The sequence below is a fragment of the Flavobacterium psychraerolatum genome, from assembly GCF_025960985.1.
Classification (GTDB): Bacteria; Bacteroidota; Bacteroidia; order Flavobacteriales; family Flavobacteriaceae; genus Flavobacterium.
In genome coordinates, this window is record NZ_JAOQMX010000023.1 from 1 (window position 1) to 25241 (window position 25241).

The 25241-nt window shown below is 33.7% G+C and carries 18 protein-coding genes; 9 read left to right on the plus strand and 9 right to left on the minus strand.

Translation table 11 applies throughout. From position 1 onward, the window contains the following. Window positions 1-88 precede the first annotated feature (88 nt). The 5 genes from tnpA to htpG form a co-directional block, all read right to left on the minus strand. Window positions 89-511, minus strand: coding sequence for an IS200/IS605 family transposase (gene tnpA, locus M2326_RS09840; RefSeq protein WP_264619392.1), 423 nt, complete (start codon window positions 509-511; stop codon window positions 89-91). 498 nt (window positions 512-1009) lie between these two features. Continuing rightward, entirely contained in the window at window positions 1010-2245 is a 1236-nt protein-coding gene (locus M2326_RS09845) for a restriction endonuclease subunit S (protein ID WP_264619393.1), read from the minus strand. Beyond that, a complete protein-coding gene (locus M2326_RS09850) occupies window positions 2242-3150 on the minus strand; it encodes an ORF6N domain-containing protein (protein WP_264619394.1) in 909 nt (302 codons plus the stop codon). The genes M2326_RS09845 and M2326_RS09850 overlap by 4 nt, the downstream gene beginning before the upstream one ends. After that, window positions 3147-4610: a class I SAM-dependent DNA methyltransferase gene (locus tag M2326_RS09855; protein ID WP_264619395.1), complete on the minus strand. Its 1464-nt coding sequence runs from the start codon at window positions 4608-4610 to the stop codon at window positions 3147-3149. The genes M2326_RS09850 and M2326_RS09855 overlap by 4 nt, the downstream gene beginning before the upstream one ends. A gap of 370 nt (window positions 4611-4980) precedes the next feature. Then, on the minus strand, window positions 4981-6867 hold the full coding sequence (gene htpG, locus M2326_RS09860; RefSeq protein ID WP_264619396.1) for a molecular chaperone HtpG: 1887 nt from the start codon (window positions 6865-6867) through the stop codon (window positions 4981-4983). Between the two features lie 180 nt (window positions 6868-7047). Between htpG and M2326_RS09865 the strand changes: the two genes are divergently transcribed. From M2326_RS09865 to M2326_RS09900, 8 genes are all read left to right on the plus strand, one after another. After that, the gene (locus M2326_RS09865; RefSeq protein ID WP_264619397.1) at window positions 7048-7524 is read left to right on the plus strand and encodes a lipocalin family protein; all 477 of its coding nucleotides are present in this window, start codon (window positions 7048-7050) and stop codon (window positions 7522-7524) included. An 18-nt stretch (window positions 7525-7542) separates the two neighbouring features. Next, window positions 7543-8238 (plus strand): YiaD family glycine zipper/OmpA-like lipoprotein, encoded by a 696-nt coding sequence (locus tag M2326_RS09870; RefSeq protein WP_264619398.1) that lies wholly within the window; start codon window positions 7543-7545, stop codon window positions 8236-8238. Between the two features lie 669 nt (window positions 8239-8907). Continuing rightward, the gene (locus M2326_RS09875; RefSeq protein WP_264619399.1) at window positions 8908-10251 is read left to right on the plus strand and encodes a histidine kinase; all 1344 of its coding nucleotides are present in this window, start codon (window positions 8908-8910) and stop codon (window positions 10249-10251) included. A 2-nt stretch (window positions 10252-10253) separates the two neighbouring features. Next, complete coding sequence (locus M2326_RS09880) at window positions 10254-10565, plus strand: 2TM domain-containing protein (protein WP_264619400.1); 312 nt, start codon at window positions 10254-10256, stop codon at window positions 10563-10565. Between the two features lie 19 nt (window positions 10566-10584). Then, window positions 10585-10935, plus strand: a complete 351-nt coding sequence (locus M2326_RS09885; RefSeq protein ID WP_264619401.1) for a 2TM domain-containing protein — start codon at window positions 10585-10587, stop codon at window positions 10933-10935. A 51-nt stretch (window positions 10936-10986) separates the two neighbouring features. Continuing rightward, window positions 10987-11742: a LytR/AlgR family response regulator transcription factor gene (locus M2326_RS09890; protein WP_264619402.1), complete on the plus strand. Its 756-nt coding sequence runs from the start codon at window positions 10987-10989 to the stop codon at window positions 11740-11742. 1194 nt (window positions 11743-12936) lie between these two features. Next, on the plus strand, window positions 12937-13413 hold the full coding sequence (locus M2326_RS09895) for a TlpA family protein disulfide reductase (protein ID WP_264619403.1): 477 nt from the start codon (window positions 12937-12939) through the stop codon (window positions 13411-13413). A gap of 11 nt (window positions 13414-13424) precedes the next feature. Then, entirely contained in the window at window positions 13425-14027 is a 603-nt protein-coding gene (locus M2326_RS09900) for a thioredoxin family protein (protein WP_264619404.1), read from the plus strand. A gap of 2205 nt (window positions 14028-16232) precedes the next feature. On the opposite strand, the gene M2326_RS09905 is transcribed toward M2326_RS09900, so the two are convergent. From M2326_RS09905 to M2326_RS09920, 4 genes are all read right to left on the minus strand, one after another. After that, a complete protein-coding gene (locus M2326_RS09905) occupies window positions 16233-17003 on the minus strand; it encodes a CDP-alcohol phosphatidyltransferase family protein (RefSeq protein ID WP_264619405.1) in 771 nt (256 codons plus the stop codon). 187 nt (window positions 17004-17190) lie between these two features. After that, entirely contained in the window at window positions 17191-18213 is a 1023-nt protein-coding gene (locus M2326_RS09910; RefSeq protein WP_264619406.1) for a COX15/CtaA family protein, read from the minus strand. A 116-nt stretch (window positions 18214-18329) separates the two neighbouring features. After that, window positions 18330-19751: a CCA tRNA nucleotidyltransferase gene (locus M2326_RS09915; protein ID WP_264619407.1), complete on the minus strand. Its 1422-nt coding sequence runs from the start codon at window positions 19749-19751 to the stop codon at window positions 18330-18332. Window positions 19752-19866: 115 nt separating this feature from the next. Next, on the minus strand, window positions 19867-20433 hold the full coding sequence (locus tag M2326_RS09920) for an L-threonylcarbamoyladenylate synthase (protein WP_264619408.1): 567 nt from the start codon (window positions 20431-20433) through the stop codon (window positions 19867-19869). Window positions 20434-20846: 413 nt separating this feature from the next. Here M2326_RS09920 and M2326_RS09925 point away from each other — a divergent pair, with 413 nt between their 5' ends. Then, window positions 20847-25127 carry an NACHT domain-containing protein gene (locus tag M2326_RS09925; RefSeq protein WP_264619409.1) on the plus strand — a complete coding sequence of 1427 codons (4281 nt, stop codon included), beginning with the start codon at window positions 20847-20849 and terminating at the stop codon, window positions 25125-25127. Window positions 25128-25241 lie beyond the last annotated feature (114 nt).

The following is a 25241-nucleotide window of genomic DNA, read 5'->3' on the forward strand; positions in this document are numbered from 1 at the left end:
AGAGAACTCTATGAGATTTTGACCTTTAAAAATTTCCATTATTTCTATGTTTTTCAATACTTTAAAGATATGAATTTAACTGCTTACCTCAATTATATTTTTTTAAAATTCCTCTATATTCCTCTTTAAAATCTTTTTTACTATGGTGTTCGTGCTGATTTTTAATATAGTTTATCACCACATCTACCTGACTCGGATTAACTGAAAATGCTCCATAACCATCTTGCCAAAAGAAATTTGCCAAACTCTTATCTTTCGTTTTCATCCATTTTGATGAATTGGCTTTTACTTTTTGTACCAAAGTCATTAAGGCCATTTTTTTAGACAACATGCACAAAATATGAATGTGATCGGTGTAGCCGCCAACAATGAGTACGGGGCATTCTAGCTCTTTACAAACTCCTCCCAAGTACGCATGAAGTTCTTCCTCATAAGGAGGTTTTATGAGTGCTTCACGGTACTTGGTACTGAACACGATATGCACATAATTTTGTACTAATGATTGCCCCATATTTTTTTTATAGCGGGAAGGTTTACATCCAACCCTAATTTATTTCATCCCTATGGGATTAGCTAATAATAATCCCAAAGGGATGTTATTCCATAAGGTAGGACGAAGTCCTGCCTAGTATATGAAATGTATCTTAAGCCCTGAAAGGGCGACATTTAAACACATAGGGCATTGCCCTATGCACCCAAAACTACTCCTCATCAAAGCCCTGAAAGGGCGACATTTAAACACATAAGGCATAGACCTATGCACCCAAAACTACTCCTCATACAAGCCCTGAAAGGGCGACATTTACTAACATAGGGCACAGCCCTATGAACCCAAAACTATGGCATAGCCCTTACCACCCAAAACTACTCATCATCAAAGCCCTGAAAGGGCGGTATAACTAGTATGCGTTCTGGTTATCACACCCTTTCAGGGTTTTTATTCTTGTGACTTACTGAGGAAGGACTATGTTCCTTCTTACTATACGGAAGGACTACGTCCCTCCTTAACTTACTTCGTCCTTTCAGGACTAGTCAACTCTCCTGCAAACGCTTTTTGGAGTATCGATTTTTTTAGGTCTTCTAAATTGTTTAGTTTTTGTTTGTAATTTGATATTGTAGAATTTACAGAATCATTTAAAGATTCGACTATTGATTCTATTTTTTTTTGATTTTCAATGTGTGTGAATGGAATCGGAAAAGTTCTCAATTTTCCCAAGCTAACAAATCCTTGTGCGCTTCCGCTTGAATTTTCAGCTATAAATTTTTGAGCTATTGAACTTTTGAAAAAGTAAAGAAGAAATTTTGGTCTGTAATTTTCGTTTGACTTAATTAAACCAACATTTTTGATGCTAAATACTCTTTTGTCATCTACAACACATGCCATTCCTCTATTTGCACCAATCATAGAAAATAGAATGTCATTATAAGCAACATTGGATCTCTTGTAAAAATCATTATGGTTTTCTAAACTGATGAATTTCGTATTTTCGAATGATATTCCATCATCAAGAATATTTTTTTGTGTTACAAAAGGTATTCCAAGTTCTTTGTCAATGTACTTTGGTGAATCATGTGTGCCATCTTTAACTTCACAGATAGTATTCAAACTCTTCTCCTCCCAACCATCACCTTTTTGACTAAAGATGTCATTCAATTTAGATTGAAACAATTCTTTAGCATTAATAATGTTTTTTTCAATATTGGCTTTGGCTTGGTCTATGGCTTCGAAGGCTTGGTCTAGAATCGCTACAATTTGTTGTTGTTCTTGTAGTGGTGGGATTGGTAAAGGAAGATTCTTTAATGATTTGTAATATATACCAACTACACTTGTAGTACCACTCTTCATTTTTTCTAACCTTTCTAAAATAGTAGAAGTAGAAAAAGCATATGCTACAAATTGAGGTATAAGATAGTTTTTGAATCTTACTCTTAAAATATTATTATTAAATAAGGTAACTTCTTTATCTTTAGATTTATATAGACAAGTTTTTCCAACTAATTCAAAACTATTTCTTGTATTAAAAAGGAAATCATTTTGCTCTAAACTATACTTTTTAACTTCTTCATCTGTTGCATTAACAAAAGAAAATGAACCTTCATTTATTCCATTATCATTTCTTATATTATTCATTTTAAAGTACCTGTATGCAAACTCTACAGATTGCTCTTTGTTATTCCTTACAATACCAATTAATGAAGATGAAATTATTTCATCAAATGTTTTTATTCCCCAACCTTCTCTCATATCAGCTCTTTAATTTCATTAATAATAGTAACTGAATCCACTTCCATTTTAGAAAAAGCAAACCATTTTTTACCCAAATCTTTTAGTGAAGCTCCTAGATGATATACTTCGTTGCTATCGATAATTAAAAAACGGTCATGTGCTTTGGCAAAAGTAACAGTTTTAAAAGTTGGGTATTGGCTGTTGGCTTTGTCAATATCGAGTTGCAGTGTTTTTGAGATGGTTTTGCTCAATAAAGTTACGGCTACGTTTTTGTTTTTTTTGGTTAATTGAGTAATCACGCTATCATCAATATAATTATCTATTAGCACGATACTGTTTTTAGCTTTTTTAATCAAGCGGTTGGCAAAATCGTAGGCATCGTAGGTTTGTCCGTCAAAAAAAATGCCTTGGTTGTCGTTTATACTTGGTGCTTCGAGTGCTTTAAAAACTTGTTCAAATTTATGGTCGGTTTCTAGTTTGTGTTGGGTAAAGTTATGAGAAAGTTGTAATAACGTTAAATTATTACCAATTGTTTTACGCATATCAACAAAAGCGTTCATAATTTGTATGCTTACTTGTATAGCTATTTCGCTATTTAAAACTGCCGAAAGCATACTTACACCTTGTTCTGTAAATACATAAGGCAATGTTCTTCTTTTTGCGGTCGCATTTTGCGACTGCAAATTATTTTTATTTTCAGCGGTCGCAATTTGCGACTGCAAATCTTCCCATTCGCTTTCCGAAACTTGAAACATAAAAAAGCTTGGAAAACGTGCATTATTTCTTTTTACTTGCTCGTTTATCCTTTTTGTTTCTACCAGATATAATTCCGCTAAATGAAAATCTAACATTACTTGTTGCGCTCTACAAGTAAAAATTCTATTCTCGATTAAAATAGTAGTTATTTCTATTTTATCACTCATATCAATTCTTTAATAGCATTCAAAATAGATTTGGTTTCTTTGTCAAGATACACCATTTCGTCAAGTATTTCTTCTGGGCTTCTTAGAGCAGCTTCTTCGGGAGTGTTTGGGTTTTTTACGCTTAGGTCAAAGGTCGTTTCGTCAATATCGGCTACTTTTAAATTCCAAGATTGTTCGGTTTCTGGTTTTTGACCTTCGACTGCGCTCAGGGTGACAAAAGCTTCCATGTCCTTATCGTTCAAAGGATTGGTTTTCCCCATGTTGCGTCCTGGGTTCAATTGGTAGTACCAAATGTTTTTAGTTGGTTCTCCTTTTTGGAAAAATAAGACAACCGTTTTAACTCCTGCACCTGTAAACGTTCCTCCTGGCAAATCGAGAATAGTGTGCAAATTAGAACCTTCTAGCAATAACTTACGCAAAGCTACCGAGGCATTGTCGGTATTACTCAATACCGTATTTTTAATAACAATAGCGGCACGACCACCTGTTTTTAAACTCTTTATAAAATGTTGCATAAACAAGAAAGCGGTTTCTCCTGTTTTAATGTCAAAGTTTTGTTGTACTTCTGGTCGTTCTTTTCCTCCAAACGGTGGGTTAGCCAAAATAACATGATAACGGTTTTTTTCTTGTATGTCACGTATGTTTTCGCCTAGTGTATTGGTGTGTATAATGTTGGGTGCTTCAATACCATGCAAAATCATGTTCATAATCCCAATCACATAAGCCAAGTTCTTTTTCTCTTTTCCGTACAGCGTTTCTTCTTGTAGTGTTTTGAGGTTGTCGGTGGTTTTTTCCATGCGTTGGTACAAATAATCGTATGCTTCCACCAAGAAACCACACGAACCTGCTGCACCATCATATATTTTTTCGCCAATTTGTGGGTTCACCACAGTAATCATCGCACGAATTAAAGGTCTTGGCGTGTAATATTGTCCACCATTACGACCTGCATTACCCATGTTTTTAATCTTGGTTTCGTACAAGTGGCTCAGCTCATGCTTATCATTGGAGGCACGAAACGGAAGACTGTCTGCATATTCCAAAATTTCACGCAAGTTGTAGCCCGATTGAATTTTGTTTTTTAATTCTGAGAAGATTTCCCCAATTTTATATTCAATCGTATTGGCGGACTCTGCTTCTTGCTTAAATTTGGCCAAATAAGGAAATAGTTTTCCATCAACAAACTGCACCAAATCGGGTCCAGTCATAGCGCTGTGATGGTCTAGTTTTCCTTCAGCATCTTTAGGCATTGCCCAATTTGGCCAACGGTATTGTTCTTCTAGTATAAAGGTATATTCTTCGCCTTTTAATTCGGCTTGATCAGACTTATCTTGTTCTAGTTCATCTAAGTAACGCAAAAACATCACCCAAGAAGTTTGTCCTATATAATCTAATTCACTGTCTGCTCCTGAATCTTTGTAAAGCAGGTCGTCTATATTTTTGAATGTTTGTTCGAACATGTATTTTGTTTTTCTAATGCTTTTATAAGCGTGTGCTAAAATAGTGTTTTTTATTTTTTGTAGTCCTTTTGTATTGGATAAAAAATGTAGTAGTTCAATTGGGGCTATTAATTACGCTTTATTAGTTTTTTAATCGAAATTTGAAATACAAAACATTCTAGTTAGCCCCGATTGAAACGGCATCCTTTTTATCTGGAACTAGTAACATGGTAATGATACTAGTTCCAGATAAAAAGATACAGTGGAAAGCGGGAGGGCAGTTCTTATGAAAATCATTCGGTTTGCTCCAAAAAAAAAGACCCGCAAATTTTCATTTACGGGTCTCTATACAACATTCTTTCTCCGCTCCTTCACAGGGGAGGGAAAGGAATTATTTAATCAATTCAAAACTTCTTTTTACAAAAGCAGTCAAAGCTTCTCCTTTTAAAAGGTTTTGAGATAATTTGGCTAAGTCTAGTGCTTGTTTTACTAAGCTTTCTTGGGCCGTTTTGTCTGTATTGTTCAAAATGTTGGTAGCCAATTCAGAGTTTGTATTCACCACAAGGTTGTACATTTCTGGCATATTACCCATTCCGAACATTCCGCCACCACCTGATTGACTCATTTCTTTCATTCTACGCATGAATTCTGGTTGCGTGATGATAAATGGCGCCGACTGACTGTCTAAGGCTTGTAGTTGAACGGTATAGTTTTGTTTAGGAACAATAGCTTCTAGAACTGTTTTTAAACTTGTTTGCTCTTCGTCAGATAATTTTGAAATAGCCGTTTCGTCTTTCTTGATTAAGTTATCAATATGGTCAGAATCGACACGAACAAAAGTTAGGTTTTGATTGTCACCTTCGATTTTTTGAATCAAATGCGAGATAATCGGAGAGTCTAATAACAATACTTCGTATCCTTTTGCTTTTGCAGTTTCGATATAAGAGTGTTGTTGCTCTTTGTTTCCAGCGTACAATACAACGGTTTTTCCGTCTTTGTCAGTTTGTTTCTCTTTGATCGCCTCTTTCAACTCTTCAAGCGTATAGTATTTGTCGTCTACTGTTGGGTATAAAACAAATGCACCTGCTTTTTCGTAGAATTTGTCTTCAGAAAGCATTCCGTACTCCAAAACGATTTTGATATCGTTCCATTTCTTTTCGAATTCCTCACGGTTTTCATTGAAAAGAGATTTTAGTTTATCAGCTACTTTACGGGTGATGTAGTTCGAAATTTTCTTAACCGCACCATCTGCTTGTAGGCTTGAACGAGAAACGTTCAAAGGAATATCTGGTGAATCTACCACACCTTTTAACATCATCAAAAATTCAGGTACAATTCCTTCTACGTTGTCTGTAACGTATACTTGGTTTTGGTACAATTGAATTTTGTCTTTCTGCATTTGCATATCTCCACTTAATTTTGGGAAATACAAAATACCAGTAAGGTTAAATGGGTAATCAACATTTAAATGAATGTGGAACAATGGCTCCTCGAACTGCATTGGGTACAATTCATGGTAGAATTTTTTGTAATCTTCATCTGTTAAATCCGCAGGCGCTTTGGTCCAAGCAGGATTTGTATTGTTGATGATATTGTCTACCTCTACAGTCTCAGCAACAAAATCTTCTGGAGCATCTTCTGGTTTTGGTAGTGTTTCTGTCGTTGTTCCAAATTTAATTGGAATTGGCATAAACTTGTTGTACTTGTTCAATAGATCTCTGATTTTTCCTTCTTCCAAAAAGTCAAGGGAATCTTCAGCAATATGCAAAACGATTTCTGTACCACGTGTTGTTTTGTCAGCTGGCTCTAATGAGAATTCAGGGCTTCCGTCACAAATCCAGTGTGCAGCTGGCTCGTCTTTGTATGATTTGGTAATGATCTCTACTTTTGAAGCGACCATAAAGGCAGAATAAAATCCTAAACCAAAGTGTCCGATGATACCAGAATCTTTTGCAGAATCTTTGTATTTTTCCAAAAATTCTTCAGCACCAGAAAAGGCCAATTGGTTGATGTATTTTTCTACTTCGCCAGCAGTCATACCCAAACCTTGATCAATAATGTGTAGTTTTTTGCCTTCTTTATCAATTTTTACTTCAATAATTGGGTTACCATAATCAACATTGGTTTCGCCAATACTAATAAGGTGTTTTAATTTTGAAGTTGCATCTGTACCATTTGAAATTAATTCACGTAAGAAAATCTCGTGATCACTGTAAAGAAACTTCTTGATTAATGGGAAGATGTTTTCTACTGAAACATTAATTTTTCCTGTTGTCATATTTTATAATTTTAGGTGTGTTTGTATTGTTACTCAATTTCTCTCAAATAAAATACCAATTGTAATGTGGGTGACAAAATGGCGTAATTGAATTTTGGAAGAAAATAATTAAATTTTGAAACTATATTTTATTGCTATGATTGTATATTTGTACCAGTTTAACAATAAAGTGTAAATTAAATGAAAAAAATTATTTTATTATGTGCAATGTCATTAGTGATGTTTGCCTGTAAAACGAGTTCAGTAACCAATACTAAGTTGGATAAGAAATCAGAAGTTGCTATGAAAGGAAACTGGGTAATAAGCTCTGTAAGCTATCCAGGATCAGAATATATCAAAGTAAATTCTTTTCAATTGGCAGACTCAAAATGTTTTGAAGGGAGTGCATGGAAATTTATTTCGAACAATAATAAAGGTACAATGGATTTAACGAGTGCCAATTGTGCAGCGTTTAGCTCTCCTATTACTTGGTTTGTAAATCAAGATGGACAATTTGTCTTGAAAGTTTTGAACGCAGGTGAAAAAGCAAAAAAAGTAAGAGATGGTTATGTATTGGCTGTTGCCAATCAAACGGAGTCTTCTTTTCAATTGATTGATAAAATCAATGTAGGTGGGAAAATGACAGATGTTGTTTATCAATTTCAAAAAACTAACTAATTTTTAAGAAAAAATAATATGAAGAATATTTCTGTAATTACATTGGCATTATTAATGTCAGTAAGTTCAATTTTTACAAGTTGTGAATCCGTAAAAAACACTAACAAAACACAAAGAGGTGCTGGAATAGGAGCTGTCGCTGGAGCGATCTTAGGTGGAGTTCTTGGAAACAATCTTGGTAAGGGAGGAAATAGTGCTATGGGTGCTGTACTTGGTGGTGTTGTTGGTGGTGTTGCTGGTGGAGTTATCGGTAACAAAATGGACAAACAAGCACGTCAAATTGATCAAGCTCTTCCAGGTGCTGAAGTTGAAAGAGTAGGTGAGGGTATTAAATTAGTATTGAATGAAAATGCTGTACGTTTTGATACAAATAAGTCTACTTTGACTGCTGCTGCAAAAGCAAACTTGGATAAGTTAATCCCAGTTTTTCAAGAGTATGCAGATACAAATATTACTATTTTTGGTTACACTGATAACACTGGTGCAGCTGAATACAACCTGAAACTTTCAGGAGAGAGAGCAGCAGCTGTAAAAGACTATTTGGCTTCAAAAGGAATGAAAGCGGCTAGATTTACAGTTACTGGACTAGGGATTGTTGATCCAATCGCAGACAATGCAACGCCAGAAGGAAGAAGTAAAAATCGTCGTGTAGAATTTGCTATTACTGCAAATGAAAAAATGTTGCAAGACGCACAAAAAGAAACAGGAAACTAATTAATTTTAGTTTTTTTTACTAGTGCTATTTTTCGGCACAGATTATAATTTTATAAAAGTTGACTAAAACACTTGCAGTTGTATTTCTGTAAGTGTTTTTTTTTGTTTTATACCCACTCCTTTTAATTTCTTACCCTTGTGATTTTGGATACACCTTCAGGTAAAAAAAACTATAATAGTCTATAGATAATTAATTATTAAATTGCGTTAAAATTTTTGGCTCTACGTCGGTATTTTATATAAGCACTATCACCCACAATCATTTTATCTTTTTCAGTCATCCTTCTTTACTTTTATATTTGGGCATGCCCTACGGTCGGGTTATCCGCTATATCTTTTTTGGGGCAAAAAAAGCCCCAAAAAAGGATGCCGCTACTACCCCTCATGCAAAATGCCTTGGGAGATTATTGTATTTAGTTGTAAATATAAATCAAAATTATAGTTGTTACAATTCATCATGAAATTTCAACAGTTCAGTAGTATTAAATTTATTTGAGACAACAATAATAGTACTTTTGAAATAGAAATGTTTTAGGATTAGCTTCTTGTAGCATAGCAGCATCCAAAAAAACAGCAACACTTAACACATGTATTTACATTCGTTGTATGTACTGCTGTTTTAAGCACTCAAAATCTGGAACAAATATAACAGCACTAATAAAATAAAAAATGAATCCAAGTAGACTATTTAAAGAACTCCCAAGAGCACTTCTTATTTCGTTTTTAATATTTATTGTCTTGGTAACTATTCCGGTTTTGAATGGCGGAACGATAACATTCGATAATAATTTGAAGGTGAATTTTTTGTACACCATGTTGTATGGGATGGTTTTATATTATAGTAATGCTATTCTTTTTATGAAACTACAATCATCTTTTAAAGATAAAAGTTATACGCTCAAAAGATTGGTTATAAGTTTGGGTAGTTCTTTGCTTTTATCTTTGTTCGTGATTTTTTTACTTCGAATTTTTGAAGATGTAATTATAGAAAACAGGAGTTTTTTAACATTTTTCGAATCAGAAACGATTTCAAATTACATTGTTGCTGCAGTAACTTCCTTTATTGTTTTCCTCGGGATTTACTCGCTATATTTCTACAAAGCATACAATGAAGATAAGGTAAAAGAACAGAAGATTATTGCAGGAACAGCTTCGGCTAAATTCGAAAGTTTAAAAAATCAAATCGATCCTCATTTCCTTTTTAATAGTCTGAATGTATTGAGTTCATTGATTGAAGAAAATCCTGAAAATGCACAGCGTTTTACAACTTCATTGTCTAAGATTTACCGTTATGTTTTAGAGCAAAAAGACAAGGAATTGGTGTCTATTGAAGAGGAGCTTGCCTTTGCCAAAACCTATATGAGTTTGCTCAAAATGCGTTTTGAGGACAGTTTGGAATACGAGATGACAATTGAAAATCCAGATCCAGAAGCAAAAGTGGTACCGCTTGCTTTGCAGCTTTTGTTAGAAAATGCAGTCAAGCACAATGTGGTGAGCACCCAAAAACCATTGAAAATTCGAATTTTTATCGAAAACGGATTTTTAGTAGTTCAAAATGATCTTCAAAAGAAAGAGGTTTTGCAAAATAGGGAAGGGGTAGGATTACAAAATATCATCAACCGCTACGCAATTATCACTGATCGAAAAGTTTTGATCGAAAAAACAGAACACCATTTCAAAGTCCGTTTACCAATTTTGACCAAACAAATTTCGATAATTCAAACAACAGTTTTGCAAAATGAAAATAACGCTTATTATCGTGCCAAAAAACGAGTGGAAGAATTAAAGGGATTTTACGGGAATTTGATTTCATATTGCATCGTCATTCCGTTTTTGGTTTTTATTAATTTGACATTTTCGCCGCAATTCCAATGGTTTTGGTTTTCTGCCGGTGGTTGGGGATTTGGACTTCTCATGCACGGAATCAAAGTCTTTGGTTACCGAAGCGATTGGGAAGAACGTAAAATACAAGAGATTTTGAGAAAAGAAGCGACTAAAAAACATAAGATATAATCATGGAATACAGTAATCAAGAAGAAGAGCGCTATTACAGAGCGAGAAAAAAAGTTGAGGACATCAAAGGCTTTTACGGTAATTTAACCTCATACGTAGTGGTAAATAGCGGGTTGTTTATTCTCAACGTTATAACTTCACCAGGCCATTACTGGTTTTATTGGCCTTTGTTGGGGTGGGGAATTGGCGTTCTATTTCATGCCTGCAAAGTTTTTGATCTCATTTCGGTTTTTGGATATGATTGGGAAGAACGAAAAATCAAAGAATTCATGGAGAAGGAAAATCAGAATCAGAAAAGAGATCAATGGCAATAATTTTTAAAAGCAAGAAATCATGAGCAGAGATAAAAGAATAGTTGATAATTACGATTTGGATCCTAACAGTGATCAAGCACGATATAACGCTGCATACAAGCGCGTAAAAAGAATAAAAGGGTTCTATATTCATTTGTTGGTTTATGCGCTGGTAAATGCCTTTATTTTGATCTCAATTGTAAAAAGTAGCGGTTTTGAATTTGAAATGTTATGGAAATGGGAAACTTGGAGTACGGCGCTATTTTGGGGTATCGGAATCCTTGTACATGGCTGGTCTGTCTTTGGGAAGAACTATTTTTTTGGTTCGGATTGGGAAGAGAAAAAAATGAACGAATTCATGAGCGAAGAAAAAAGCAATAAGTGGGAATAGCTTTTTCGAAAGAGACTAAAGCGCAAGTAGTAAACCATTAAAAATTTTATCTTGAAAACAATAATTATTGAAGACGAAAAACCGGCAGCTAGATTGTTGCAACGAAAATTAGAAAAATTAAATATCGAAGTAGGGGTGATGCTTCATTCGGTCGAAGAGGCTGTCAATTGGTTTTCTCAAAATGAACATCCAGATCTGATTTTTTTAGACATTCAATTGTCGGATGGTTTGTCATTCGAAATTTTTGAAAAGGTCGAAATTAAAAGTGCTATCATTTTTACAACTGCTTATGATGAATTTGCTTTGCGCGCTTTCAAATTGAACAGCATCGATTATCTTTTGAAACCTATCGACGAAGAGGATTTGGAAATGGCAGTTTTAAAATTCAGGGAACGTCATCCTAAAAATGAAAAAGTGGAATTGGATTTTGAGACGATAAAAAAAATGTTGAGTGGCTCGGTGGAAAAAGAATATCAAAAAAGATTCACCATCAAAATTGGCCAACATCTAAAAGTGATCGCTATTGACGAAATTGAATGTTTTTACAGCGAGAACAAAGCGACCTATTTGCACACTTTTGAAAATCGAGATTATTTGATCGATGGCACCTTGGATCAACTCGAACAGAAATTGGATCCCACCACTTTTTATCGCATCAGTCGTAAATTTATAATTCCGATTTCGGCCATAAAAGAGATTGTGGTCTACTCCAATTCGAGACTCAAAATTGTCCTTCCAAGTTACAAAGAAGATGAGGTGATTGTCTCCAGAGAAAAGGTCTCAGATTTCAAAAATTGGATTCAATAATGTAAACTAAAATTTGATCTAAAACCAACTTCTTTTTTATCGAAAATAATGCAGAAAAAAAAGCCTGAAATCAATTTGATTTCAGGCTTTTTTTTTGGTTCAAACTGTTCGGGTTTTTGACTGTTTTATTCTCGAAATAATTGCTTCGTTTTTGTCTGTTTGCTATGAATAAATTTAGGCTTGCTTTGGTCTGTTTTTGATCTGTGATTTGTATGCGTATTAGGTATGAGTAGGAGGTGGATTTGTGACTCGTAGGAGTAAGTGTTTGTAGCGAGTTAATAATGGTTTTATGCGCATAATTAAGGCGGGTCATTCCTTCATTCTATAATTATGCTTTATTCGAAAAAGAAGCCTTTAGAAGTGATTAAAACGGATATTTATGCGGGATTTGCTTTCAAGATAAACTAGTGTTCGGTCTTTATTTTTTATAGAAAATTGGTGAGCTCAGGCTTGTATTTGAGCTAAAAAAACGATGACAAAAGCCTTTGAAATATCGCTCGATTAGCATTTTTTATAAGGTAAAAAATGAAGAGACTTCTCTAGGTTACTAGGGTAGTATATAAGTTATTTTTTAATATCTAACTTTGATTTTGGTTCTTATTGTTAATTTGAGATATTCTAATTTTGTTTTTGAAAACAAACACAATTTATGACTAATACATAGCTTAAATAGCTTAATTTTGTCAAAGATTGCAAGAGTAAACGCATCTTACTTCCTTGTGTTTTTAATTAAATTTATGGTTTATTTAATAGTTTATAATTAGTTGGTAAATAACTATTTAATATTATTGTATAGTTTTTGTCTATATTGCTTAATTGTAAGTTTTTTATTTTAAATTTGATAATTTATTTTTAGTAACTAAATCTCCTTTTTTGGAAGTGCAATTTTTTTAACTCGCAAAATTTCAGATTTTAAATTGTACTAAAATTTAATTTCAGTATGCTGTAATTTGCATTTTATATAAAGTAATACTTTAATTAAAATATGAAGTCCCTGTCATGCTGAAATCCACCTTTTTTTTAAGTTTGTCATCAGTTTTAAAGCGGTAATTTTGAAGGTAAAAATGATCTATTTATTACCTACTGCTACTCAATTGTAATTTGCTTTTTCATGATAATGTTTTGTTAACTGAAATGATAAAATGAGATATAGATTGTAAATTGTTATCTCAAATTAATTAATCGTTGGTCGTTATGAAATACTCATTATTCTTGTTTGTATGTATGCTTTTTTCTTTCCAAATTAAGGCACAAAATCCAGTCGTTTTTGATAATTATCAAGCTTTGGAAAACGAAATATTGAGTAATAAAAACACCACTTATGTAGTCAATTTTTGGGCGACCTGGTGTGCTCCATGCGTTAAAGAATTGCCCTATTTTGAGCAACTGAATACAGAGGATAAAGCGGTGAAAGTAGTCCTTGTAAGTTTGGATTTTAAGGACCAGATTCAGTCCCGATTAATTCCGTTTTTGAAGCGTAAAAAGGTGCAATCTGAAGTCGTGGTTTTGACTGATAAAAACTATAATAATTGGCTCGAAAAAGTAGACCGAAACTGGTCTGGATCTATCCCCGCTACACTGATTATACAAGGTGAAAAAAGGGTGTTTGTTGAGCGTGATTTCGCTACTTTTAAGGAACTAAATCAATACATAAATTCGAATATAAATTAAACTACTACACTATGAAAATCATCTCTTCCTTCTTGTTTGTTTTTACTTTTTTTATTGGCTTGGCCAATCCATTTCCTCCAACGGGTTATAAAATTGGGGATACCGCAACCGACTTTAATCTCAAATCTGTTGATGGTAAAATGTATAGTATGGCCGACTATAAAAGCGCAAAAGGCTTTATTGTTGTGTTCACTTGTAACCATTGTCCGTTTGCTAAAAAGTATGAAGATCGTATCAATTCTTTGGCTAAAAAATACAAATCCAAAGGCTATATTGTGTTAGCGATTAACCCAAATAATCCTGAAGCGCAGCCCGAAGATAGCTACGAATTAATGAAAGTTAGAGCCAAAGAGAAAGGATTTGCTTTCCCATATATGCTAGATGAGGGACAAAAAATCTATCCTCAATACGGAGCGACTAAGACACCGCACGTCTTTTTATTGGACAAAAACAGAGTCGTAAAATACATTGGAGCCATCGATGATAACGTAGATAGCGCCAAAGAAGTGAAAGAAAAATACTTGGAAAATGCCATCGCAGCTTTAGAAAAAGGACAAAGTCCTTCACCAGAAACTACTAAAGCAATAGGCTGTTCAATCAAAGTGATGAGGTAATAGTAAATTGAAAGGCATTCATTTTATCTTATTTTTACAATCAGTAAACAACAAAAAAGAGCAAAAAGTTGTAGATTTTTTGCTCTTTTCTATGCCTCAAAGTGCCGTTTTTTATGCGTGAAAATAGTAAGTAATCATCAAAATAATTCAAAAATAATTAGTTTTTATCTTAGGTTTTGAGACTGTATTTTTACATTATGGCTGGCAATAAGTTGATTAAATCAGTCCGCTGTTTTCTTATATTTCGAAAAGAAATCAAGCTTATCCGAGTCCGAAATTTGTCGAAAAGGCATACTATATTCGTTCGAATTATAGATAAATTAGGCTTTAAGAACGGTTTTTTGAAGTAGTTTATACGCTAGATTTACTTTATTTCGGACGATTAGACAAGCTAAATATGGAAGATTTATTAGATAATTGGTGCTTTATACTGCTTTATAAGAGTTAATTTAAGGGGTTTTCAATACAGTTTTGTTAATAGGTTTGCAACAAAAGCGTTGAATTAGGCCCTTTTAATCGGTCTTCTCAAGTTAGCGATTCTATGATTTTAGTGTTCTTTTAATACGTCATAGATATAAAATCATTGCTCATATAAACTTATTAGAACTAAAAAATCCATATTTAACCGTGCTTTCAATGCAGTGAATTCGTTAAATTCATGTCCTAATTGGAAGTCTTAGATACAAGATATTCGCTTACTTTATAAGAAATAGGTAATGAGAAATCTGTTTTCAAACCTGTAGCAGTAGCATGTCACATACATGAACTGTACGCATTATTTGTTAGATAGTCAAGAGAGTAAATCAGTTTTTATCCGAGGTTTCGCGATAGCGTAACCCTTACATCTGTATCCCAATAGTGTATTATACACATAAACTGTTCTCTGTATTTACAAGATAGTCAAAAGGAAAAATCAGTTTTTATCTGTGCTTTCACGATAGCAAATCCTATATATCCGCGTTCCAGCAATACGTCATATACAAAGGCACAGCAGCAAAGGATTAAATCAGTTTTTGTCCTAGGCTTCGCGATAGCGTATCCGTTACGTCCGTTTCCTAATAGCTTGTTACACATAAAAACTGTTCTCTCTATTTACAAGATAAGCAAAAGGAAAAATCAGTTTTCATCCATGGTTTCGCGATAGCGAAACCGTAACATCCGTATCCTAACAGCATAATATACACACAAACTGTTCACTCTATTTACAAGATAGTCAAAAGGAAACATTAGTTTAAATCTGTGCTTTCGCGATAGTGAATCCGTTATATCCGCGTACCAATACCACGCCATTTATATAAAACATTTACACCGCTATAGAGATCGGAAAATCAGTTTTTATCCGAGGTTTAGCGATAGCGAAACCGTTACATCTTTAACCTAATAGCGTATTATACACACAAGCTGTTCACTCTATTTACAAGATAGTCAAAAGGAAACATTAGTTTAAATCCGTGCTTTCGTGATAGCGAATCCGTTATATCCGCGTACCAATACCACGTCATGTACATAAAGCATATGTACCATTAAAGAGATATAAAAATCAGTTTTTATCTGTGCTTTCGCGATAGCGAATCGTTCACATCCGCGTACCAATAGCACGTCATATACAAAGGCTTAGCAGCAAAGGATTAAATCAGTTTTTATCCGAGGTTTAGCGATAGCTTAACCGTTACATCCGTATCCTAATATTGTATTATACACACAAACTGTTCTCTCTATTTACAAAATAATCAAAAGAAGAAATCAGTTTTTATCTGTGTTTTCGCAATAGCGAATCCGTTATATCAGCGTACCAATGCCACGCCATGTACATAAAGCACATGAACAGTTAAAGAGGTAAGAAAATTACTTTTTATCCATGCTTTCGCGATAGCGAAACCGTTACATCTTTAACCTAATAACGTATTATACACACAAGCTGTTCACTCTATTTACAAGATAGTCAAAAGGAAACATTAGTTTAAATCTGTGCTTTCGTGATAGCGAATCCGTTATATCCGCGTACCAATACCACGCCATGTACATAAAGTACATGAACCGTTAAAGAGATAAGAAAATCAGTTTTCATCCGTGCTTTCGCGATAGCGAATCCGTTATATCCGCGTACCAGTATCACGTCACATACACAAGGCATACCAGCAAAAGGAGAAATTCAGTTTTAATCCGTCTCATCCGCGTACCATCGATACATTGCTAATAAAATACCTACTCAATATACATACGGCGAATCGGAATTAAAACAGCCAATAATAAAGAATAACCAATAAAAAAGGGAAGGATCCATTCAACATATCCCAGCGGAAGCATAACAGCAATCAATAGCAGTTGAAAGCCCAAACCGTACAAAGATAGTACAGTCATAAACCAATTCGGAAAAGTTGAAACAAGATACGCTTTCGGGTCTAAGGCATAGATCACAGCATCAAAGGCGCCATATACATAGGTATATATTCGGAACATCAAGTTAACATTTCGTTGCTTTTCACCTGGTAAAGCGGTTGGTGTATGTCGTTCGAATATCATACTTGTGGCGTCGGCTCCAGCAGACTTATGACGCAAAATAACATAATAGTAATTGTATAGAGTTCCTTGTAATTGCAGCGCGGCAAATGCGATAATCGTAACCCAAAATGGGGTATTCGAAACATAGCAAATAGCAGAAAAAAACATAAAATTCAGTAGGATATCAAAGACACTATCGAGGTATCTACCCGTGTAGGAAGGAGTTTTCTTGAGGCGGGCCAGCTCTCCATCTGCGGCATCAATCATTGATTTTAGTACAATAAAAAAAGCAGCCCAATACAAATGGCCTTCAACAATGCAGTAAATAGCCGTTAGTCCTGACAGACCAAATAATAAGGTAACATCAATTGGGGTAAAGCGAGTGTTTTTTAAGGAATTAGCCAATAATCGACCAAAAGGACGTCCGTAATCAGACAAATCGATAAATTGGTCTTTAGCAGAAAGTTTTGACATTAATGTTTAGAAACAAAAATAAATGCGACAATATAGTCTGGTGTAAATTTATACAATTAGTTATAAATATAAGTAAAATTAGGTGTTTTAGTGCTAGGGTGTAACGTAAAAGTAGATGCAAACTGCTAAACCACAATTCTATCCGTTTATCCCTAAACTTTTAATCTTTAACTCATAACCCCTAATATTATTTAGAAAGTCTATGCAAAGTAAACGTCATCGTTGCTAACAAAAAGAAAGCATTGATTTGATGTGCTAATCCCAACCAAAGCGGAACAGCTAATAATAAGGTAAATACGCCCAATGCAAATTGCACCAAAACCAAGAAAATCAAAGCATTAATTCCTCTTTTTTGATCTTGTAGCAACATGCTCCTCTTACTTTTAACAAACAAGAAACCAATCATAAAGACAACTAGATAGGCAAGTGTACGGTGTACAAATTGAACACCACTTTTTCCTTCAGTTAGGTTTAATAATAAGTTAGGTTGCTCAATAAAAACACTATCGTGGATAAATTGTCCATCACTCATTAATGGCCAGTGGTTATGAATCAAACCGGCATTTAATCCCGCTACAAAACCACCATAGATGATTTGTATAAGTAAAATAACCAAAGCATAACGCGCTATTTTTTGCAATCCTACTTGGGGAGGATTGCGATGTGGATAAATTAAATCTAGCGCTACCCACAACGTATAGGCAAAAGTAATAAAAGCAAAGGTAAGGTGTAGTGAAAGTCTAAAATGGCTTACATCAGGATTATCAATCAGTCCACTTCGAACCATGAACCAGCCTAAAAAACCTTGAAAAGCACCCATGAAGAGTAATACAAAACACTTTTTGACAGTCGCACGGTCTAATTTCTTTTTGATTAAAAAGTAAACAAAAGGTGCTAAAAATACCAATCCAATAATACGACCAATAAAGCGGTGAAACCATTCCCAAAAATAAATAAATTTATAATCAGACAATTGGAAATCATTATGAATATTAATTTTTTGGTATTCTGGGAACTTTTTATATTCCTCAAAAGCAACATTCCATTTTGCCTCCGTCATGGGAGGGAAGGTATCGGTGACCAAATGCCAGTCTGTCATTGATAAACCGGAGTTGGTCAAACGAGTGATGCCGCCCACGGTAACCATCAAAAATAAAAGAAAACATCCTGTTAGTAACCAGTAAATAACTGATTTATCTGCCTTGTTCATTTAATTATATATTTATACCAATAAAAAATTAAGGTTATATAGTGAAATGAATCTTAATTTAGTCCTAGTAAGTTTTATGTAAACATTTATTAGTCTAATGTAAATAGCGTAAAAAACTATTGTTTTATTGCCTTTAAGCCCATTTTTTGTGCCCTTATTAACACAAAATCATAAGCAGCTTGGTATTCATTCGGAATCTCACCTTCCAAAATGGCTTCTTTAACCGCTTCTTTCAGCGTTCCAATTTCTCTCGATGGCTTCAAATCAAAAATTTCCATAATTTGTTCTCCTGTAATTGGCGGTTGAAAATTTCGAACAGAATCTTTTTCCTCTACTTCCACAATTTTCTGACGTACAATCACAAAATTATTGTGGTATTTCTTGAATTTCCCAGGGTTTTTGGTCGTGATATCTGCTTCGCAAAGCGTCATCAAATCTTCCACTTCATCACCAGCATCAAACACCAAACGGCGTACTGCCGAATCGGTAACCAAATCTTGCGAGAGCACGATAGGGCGTGAGCTCATCACTACCATTTTCTGTACAAATTTCATTTTTTGGTTTAGTGGCATGTGCAAACGCTCAAAGATTCGCTTAACCATTTTTCCACCCAAAAATTCATGACCATGAAAAGTCCAACCTTGTTTTTTGTTGAATTTCTTCGTTGGTGCTTTACCAATATCGTGTAGCAAAGCCGACCATCGCAACCACACATCATTTGTGTTTGGGCAAATATTATCTACTACTTCAAGCGAATGGTAAAAGTTGTTTTTATGCGTCTGACCTTCAATTTCTTCCACATTATTCAAAGCCGTCAATTCGGGCAAAATAATGTCTAGTAAACCTGTTTTGTATAGCAGCAAAAAGCCAATAGAAGGCTTGGGAGTCGAAAGGATTTTATTCAACTCATCCACAATACGCTCACCAGAGATAATATTGATGCGGTCTTTATTTCTCGAAATCGCTTCCAAGGACTCAGCTTCAATTTCAAACCCCAATTGGGTTGCAAATCTGATGGCACGCATCATGCGCAAAGGATCGTCAGAGTAGGTGATATCAGGGTTCAAAGGTGTTTTGATGGACTTAGCCTCCAAAGCTGCCACGCCGCCAAAAGGGTCAATTAAATCCCCATAATTGCTTTCGTTCAACGAAAAAGCCAACGCATTAATCGTAAAATCCCTGCGGTCTTGGTCGTCTTGCAACGTCCCAATTTCTACTTTAGGGTTACGGCTTTCCGTTTGGTAGCTCTCTTTGCGAGCGCCCACAAACTCAATATCGGTATCCTTATAACGCAACATCGCTGTTCCGTAATTTTTAAAAACCTGCACTTTGGGCTTGTTTGGCAGTAGTTGCGACACCTTCAATGCCAGTTCAATACCGCTACCTACGGCAACAATATCAATATCTTTCTTCAACGGTCTCGCCAGTAAGTAGTCACGCACAAACCCGCCAATCACATAGCTGTCAATTTGCAGTTCGGCACTTGCTTGCGCCACAATTTTAAATATAGGATTCTCTAATGCTTTGGTATAATTCATATTGTTATTTCAGATTTAAAATTCCAAGTCGCCTTAAACCACTTTAAAACCTTAAACTTTTAAACATTTTGTGTTTAGGATTAAACGCTTTAACAATCAAGCGCTTAAACTTTTTTTACTTTCTAATAATCTTCACTTGGTGGTCATTTCCCAACTTAATGATCGTAGAGGGTTTACCACATACAAGCTCCCTGTTCCAGTTCACCACATAGTCCACACCACTAACAATCGCAGGACTAATTTCCTTGAAACTTTTAGGAGTAGGTTGGCCCGATATATTGGCCGAAGTCGAAACCAAAGGCTTCTTCATGCGCTCCATTAACTTAAAACAAAACGGTTCCTTAACCAGTCTAATTCCGAGTGTTTTATCAGTCGCAATAATGTTTGCAGCCACATTTCTCGGATTATCCAAAATCAAAGTCGTTGGGTTCTCAGACAAATCCATAATCTGCCAAGCCACTTCCGGAATCTCCTTAAAGACATTGTACAACATCTTGTCGCCATTCATCAAGCAAATCATCGACTGCGTTTCGGCCCTTTGTTTCAGTTTGTAAATCTTCGCCACTGCCTCAGGATTCGAAGCATCACAGCCAATTCCCCAAACCGTATCGGTAGGGTATAGAATAATTCCGCCCTCCTTAATCACCTCGTAAGCATTCAGTATTTCCTGATTGATATCCATCTTTACATTTTAAGTGGTGCAAAGATATTTATTTGTTATCATTTAGCGGGCATCCAAGCAGGTTTAAAAATGGTTTTTAACGACATTTTATAGAATGTTCGACTAGTCAGAATAATTATTTGGGCATTCCCTTCGGTCGGGCTCTTCGCTATATCTTTTTTGGGGCAGAAAAAGCCCCAAAAAAGGATGCCGCTGCGATCCCTAATGCGGGGAGTTGGGGGAGGTTGGGGGATAATTGAAGTATATAAGTGTAAGATATTATTGATAACATCTATGTGTTTTGTCTTTCGTATGGGGTATTTTTTGGCTAAATTTGGGATTCTAAATTTATTCAAGATAATAATTAATGAGGTTTTCGATGTTTTATAAGTCAAAATAATTAATAATAAGTTTAGTTAAAAATTAATGATAAAATGATGGATCTAATCAATTGGAGTAATTTAAAACCATACAAATCAACTCAAAATAAATGTTTTGAAGAGTTATGTTTTCAAATTTGTATGGAGGAGTTTAATTCAAAAGGTGATTTTGTTCGTATTGATGACAGTGGAGGTGGTGATGGTGTTGAATTTTATTTGCTTCTTCCAAATGGAGATATTTGGGGTTGGCAATGCAAGTTTTTTGGAAGGTTTAGTGAAGGAGGAAGGCAAGAACAAATAAAAAAATCTATAGCTACTGCTTACAGAAAACATGGAAATAAATTAAAAAAGTGGATTTTATGTTCTCAAAACTCATTGACCAATCAAGAAAAAAAATGGTTTGATTCTATTCCTAGCCTTCAATATAAAGGAAGTGAGATTGTACCTCAAAGTGATTCTGTTTTTTTGGAGCACTGGGGAGATAGTACAATTTTGAATTACTTAAGAAAACATCCTAGTATCTATAAATTTTTCTTTACTGAGAAAATTTTAGATGATGAATGGTTCAAAGGCAAATTTGATTTGGTTTATAGTTCAAATGTTATTCGAACAAAGTATTTGGATAATTTACATACCAAAGGTGAAGTAGATGATTTTGTTTCACGACATCTAGGCGGTGTAGAGTTAGTAGATTTAATTAAAAAGGCTGAAATTAAGATTGATTTATTGCAATTTCAAAAAGAATTTAATATTGGTGTAAAGAAAATTACTGAGCGGAAAAATGAATATGAGTTTAAGGAAATTTATGATGAAATAAACCTTTTTTTAGGCTTAAATAGTTATCATTCTATTATTAATGATGGTGTTGAGCTACTTAAAGAAATTAAATTGTTTTTATTAGAAAATAATTATAGATTATCAGAAGTACTTCAGATCAAGATTCAAGTCTATAAAATTCATTTTAGAGAGTTTTTTGATTTATATACCAATTATAAAGATATTAAAAAATTAAAATCCGTCCACTGGGACAATGAAGAGAATGAAGAAGATAAAGGACAAAAATATAAAATTAAAGAATGCAGAAATACTTTATTAGGACCATATTTTACAATACGGAATTATGATTATTTTTTAAATGTTTTTGATGAATGTAGTTTGCTTAAAAGTAACGAAATGCATATAGGTGGGAATGCCTCTAAGGGTAAGACTCATATATCAGTAAACATAATAAAAAAACAAATAGAAAAAGGAAAACCTGGAATTTTTGTCTTTGGTAAAAATTTTACAACTAATTTACATTTAAAAGAGCAGTTAAGAAGTATTTTAGATTTACCTGCATCATGGAGTATTACTGATTTTTTAGGTGCGTTAAATATATGCGGAAGAGTTCACAATACTAAAGCTATATTGTTAATTGATGGACTTAATGAAGCTATTAATTGGAAAACCATCTGGGGAGATAGTTTAGAAGAATTAATAAATGAAATTAATACTTCATTCCCAAATGTTTTATTAATTACAACTTTTAGAACTTCGTATAAGGAGCAATTGTTTCCTACTGATTATTTCAATTATATAAATGAAAATAATCATAGGTTAGTTGAAATATATGGTTTTTCTAATGAAAATATTAATGAAGCAATTAATAAGTATTTTAATCATTATAAAATAACATTGGAGAACTCCTCAACTGCGATAAAAGCTTTTGAAGAACCTTTGTTTTTAAAGTTATTCTGCCAAACAAAACAAGGAAGAACTGTTTCATTTCAAAATGAAGATCTATTTGATGTTTTTGAGGAATATTTAAAAAAATGTAGTGGTAGTATTCTTGAGAAGTTAAGGTTGGACAGTAGGCTTTATAAAACTTATGTAAAAAATATTCTAGGTAAACTTTCTAAAAGTTTATGGGACAACAATTCAAGAGAAATTTGCTTGGATTATGCTATTGCATATGTACTCACCCAAGAGGAGCTATTAATTTTCGAAAAAGAAGATCTTTTAATTTTCAGAGATTGGCATAATGTAGAGGTAATTACTTTTACCTATGATTTGCTAAGTGGGTATTTAATTGCAAAAAAATTATTGGAATCTATTGAAAGTACGGAAGAGTTGATTAAGAAAGTCAAAAGTGACGAATTTAAAAATAAACTTCTAATTAGAGAAACTTATCATCCATTATTTAATGATATTCTAAGATGTTTTTGCGTTTTGGCTATTAAAAAATTTGGCTTCAAATTTTATACTTACGGTGCAAATGAGATAATGGATGAATATATGTTAAAATCTATTTTTGAAATTAATAGGGAGACAATTATTGAAAATAAAGATATTGTTATTCAAATTGTTAAAGAAAATTTCACAAATAATAATAAACACAAGTTAATTTATAATCTTTTTAAAACCTCTGAATTAGACTTTCAAAGTCCGTTAAATTTAATTTTGCTCTCCGATTTATTGTTCGAAATGAAAGTATCGGATAGAGATTTAAGTTGGACAGAATATATAAGAATTAATTATGGTAACTATGACAAAGAGTATCGTAATTTTTTAAACAGATTTACAAAGGCATGTAATTCTAAAATGGATTATCAAACAGATAAAATTCATTTAGTAGCAAAAAAAACTATGTGGTTTTTATCGACAACGAATAGAGAATTTAGAGATTTGTCGACTAGAGCTTTGTATTATTATGGTAGAAAGTATTTAGATCAATTCTTAGAGTTAGTAAAGTATTCTTTATCAGTTAACGATCCTTACATTTGGGAAAGAACTTTAGCAGCTTTATATGGAATTGTACTAGCAAAACATAACATAGACATAAATTTTAGAGAAAAGACTCTTCCCGCTATAGGCATTAGTTTATTTGAATTAATTTTTAAAAAAGGTGCCCCGTATTCAAGTACGCACATTATTGCAAGAGATTATGCCTCAAAAATTGTAGAAATTGTGTTATTACATCATTCTAATTTATTTTCCACCAAAGATATAAATCTTACCGTTGCGCCTTTTAAGTTTGGTGGTAATCGAAAGCCAGGTGAATTTGATTATACTATAGGTGGAGGGATTTATTCAGAGCCAATTAGTATGGATTTTAGTAACTATACTATTGGTAGCATTGTAAAAGATGGACATTCGTATTCTAATCCTCCTGAGAAGATTAAAGTTAGAAAGCAAATTTATTGGAGGATATATGATTTAGGTTGGAATGAAGAACAGTTTAACAAAATTGATGGTGACATTAGGTCAGAAAGTTATAGGTCAAGATCTGATCAAGTTGATGTTGAAAGATATGGGAAAAAGTATTCCTGGATTGCATATTTCGAAATGGCTGGTTTAAGAAGTGATGATGGTCTACTTAAAAATGATTGGAATAAATTTAGATTTCCGAACGCTGACATTGATCCGACTTTTCCACTTAATTCAAAAAGCCAGAAATATGTATTTAACGATTATTTAGGAGACAGAAATTTATCATTAGTTGAATGGTGTTTAAATGGGGGTAAACCATTAATTAAGGAATACCTTGAAGTTTCATGTTTAAATAAGAAAAAAGGAAATTGGGTTTGTTTGGATGGGGTAATCAGTCAAAAAGATAAAAAGGCAAATAGAGAAATTTTTGCATTTATAAGAGGTGTTTTAGTTAAAGAAGATGATTATGATAAATTTAAAGTACATCTAAAAAATAAAGATTTAGGAGGGCGGTTTTTGCCGGATTCTGGATCAAATGATTATGCTTTTGCAGGAGAATTATATAGTATTAAAAATTCAACTGATGAAAATGTCTTTTCAATAAGTTTTGAAACAAGTAGAAAAAAAGTTACAGTGCAGAAAGGAGAGGAAGGATATTATCCTACTCCAATAGTAATTGAAGGAGTGATAGAGTTATCATACCCTAAATTTATTGAAATTGACGAACTAACTTCTGATGACTATGATGTATTACTGCCTGTTATGGATTATAGCTGGATATATAGTCAAAGCGTACTAAATCAAGCTAGTCACGAGACTATAGTATCAAAAGAATTAGCATTTTTTTTAAAGCTTACTGATAGACCACAAACATTTAATCTTTATGATGATGATGGTAATTTAGCTTCTCAAAACCTACAGTACACTAAAAGCATCGACAATAATCATAAGTTTACATATTTAAGAAAAGACCTACTAGATAGGTTTTTGGCTGAAAATAACTATAAATTATTGTGGAGTGTTTGGGGGGAGAGGAATGTGAGATTTAAAAATTTTGATGATAGTCGCAAATTCTATGAGGATCATAAAATTTCAGATAGGCAAGTGTTTAATGATGTTATTGAATATACAGAAAGCAAGAAATGAGGTGAAATAATTAGGATGTACATGATAAAAATACTGAGGCTGCTAACTAATCAAGTTTTTAAAATCTTTTCGTGATTGCTTCCTTCGTCGCAATGACGAAAAGTACCAAAACAT

Bases quoted from the DNA above. Each gene is read 5' to 3' on its own strand.
- tnpA (WP_264619392.1), bottom strand. From the start codon at position 511: ATGGGGCAATCATTAGTACAAAATTATGTGCATATCGTGTTCAGTACC.
- M2326_RS09845 (WP_264619393.1), bottom strand. From the start codon at position 2,245: ATGAGAGAAGGTTGGGGAATAAAAACATTTGATGAAATAATTTCATCT.
- M2326_RS09850 (WP_264619394.1), bottom strand. From the start codon at position 3,150: ATGAGTGATAAAATAGAAATAACTACTATTTTAATCGAGAATAGAATT.
- M2326_RS09855 (WP_264619395.1), bottom strand. From the start codon at position 4,610: ATGTTCGAACAAACATTCAAAAATATAGACGACCTGCTTTACAAAGAT.
- htpG (WP_264619396.1), bottom strand. From the start codon at position 6,867: ATGACAACAGGAAAAATTAATGTTTCAGTAGAAAACATCTTCCCATTA.
- M2326_RS09865 (WP_264619397.1), top strand. From the start codon at position 7,048: ATGAAAAAAATTATTTTATTATGTGCAATGTCATTAGTGATGTTTGCC.
- M2326_RS09870 (WP_264619398.1), top strand. From the start codon at position 7,543: ATGAAGAATATTTCTGTAATTACATTGGCATTATTAATGTCAGTAAGT.
- M2326_RS09875 (WP_264619399.1), top strand. From the start codon at position 8,908: ATGAATCCAAGTAGACTATTTAAAGAACTCCCAAGAGCACTTCTTATT.
- M2326_RS09880 (WP_264619400.1), top strand. From the start codon at position 10,254: ATGGAATACAGTAATCAAGAAGAAGAGCGCTATTACAGAGCGAGAAAA.
- M2326_RS09885 (WP_264619401.1), top strand. From the start codon at position 10,585: ATGAGCAGAGATAAAAGAATAGTTGATAATTACGATTTGGATCCTAAC.
- M2326_RS09895 (WP_264619403.1), top strand. From the start codon at position 12,937: ATGAAATACTCATTATTCTTGTTTGTATGTATGCTTTTTTCTTTCCAA.
- M2326_RS09900 (WP_264619404.1), top strand. From the start codon at position 13,425: ATGAAAATCATCTCTTCCTTCTTGTTTGTTTTTACTTTTTTTATTGGC.
- M2326_RS09905 (WP_264619405.1), bottom strand. From the start codon at position 17,003: ATGTCAAAACTTTCTGCTAAAGACCAATTTATCGATTTGTCTGATTAC.
- M2326_RS09910 (WP_264619406.1), bottom strand. From the start codon at position 18,213: ATGAACAAGGCAGATAAATCAGTTATTTACTGGTTACTAACAGGATGT.
- M2326_RS09915 (WP_264619407.1), bottom strand. From the start codon at position 19,751: ATGAATTATACCAAAGCATTAGAGAATCCTATATTTAAAATTGTGGCG.
- M2326_RS09920 (WP_264619408.1), bottom strand. From the start codon at position 20,433: ATGGATATCAATCAGGAAATACTGAATGCTTACGAGGTGATTAAGGAG.
- M2326_RS09925 (WP_264619409.1), top strand. From the start codon at position 20,847: ATGATGGATCTAATCAATTGGAGTAATTTAAAACCATACAAATCAACT.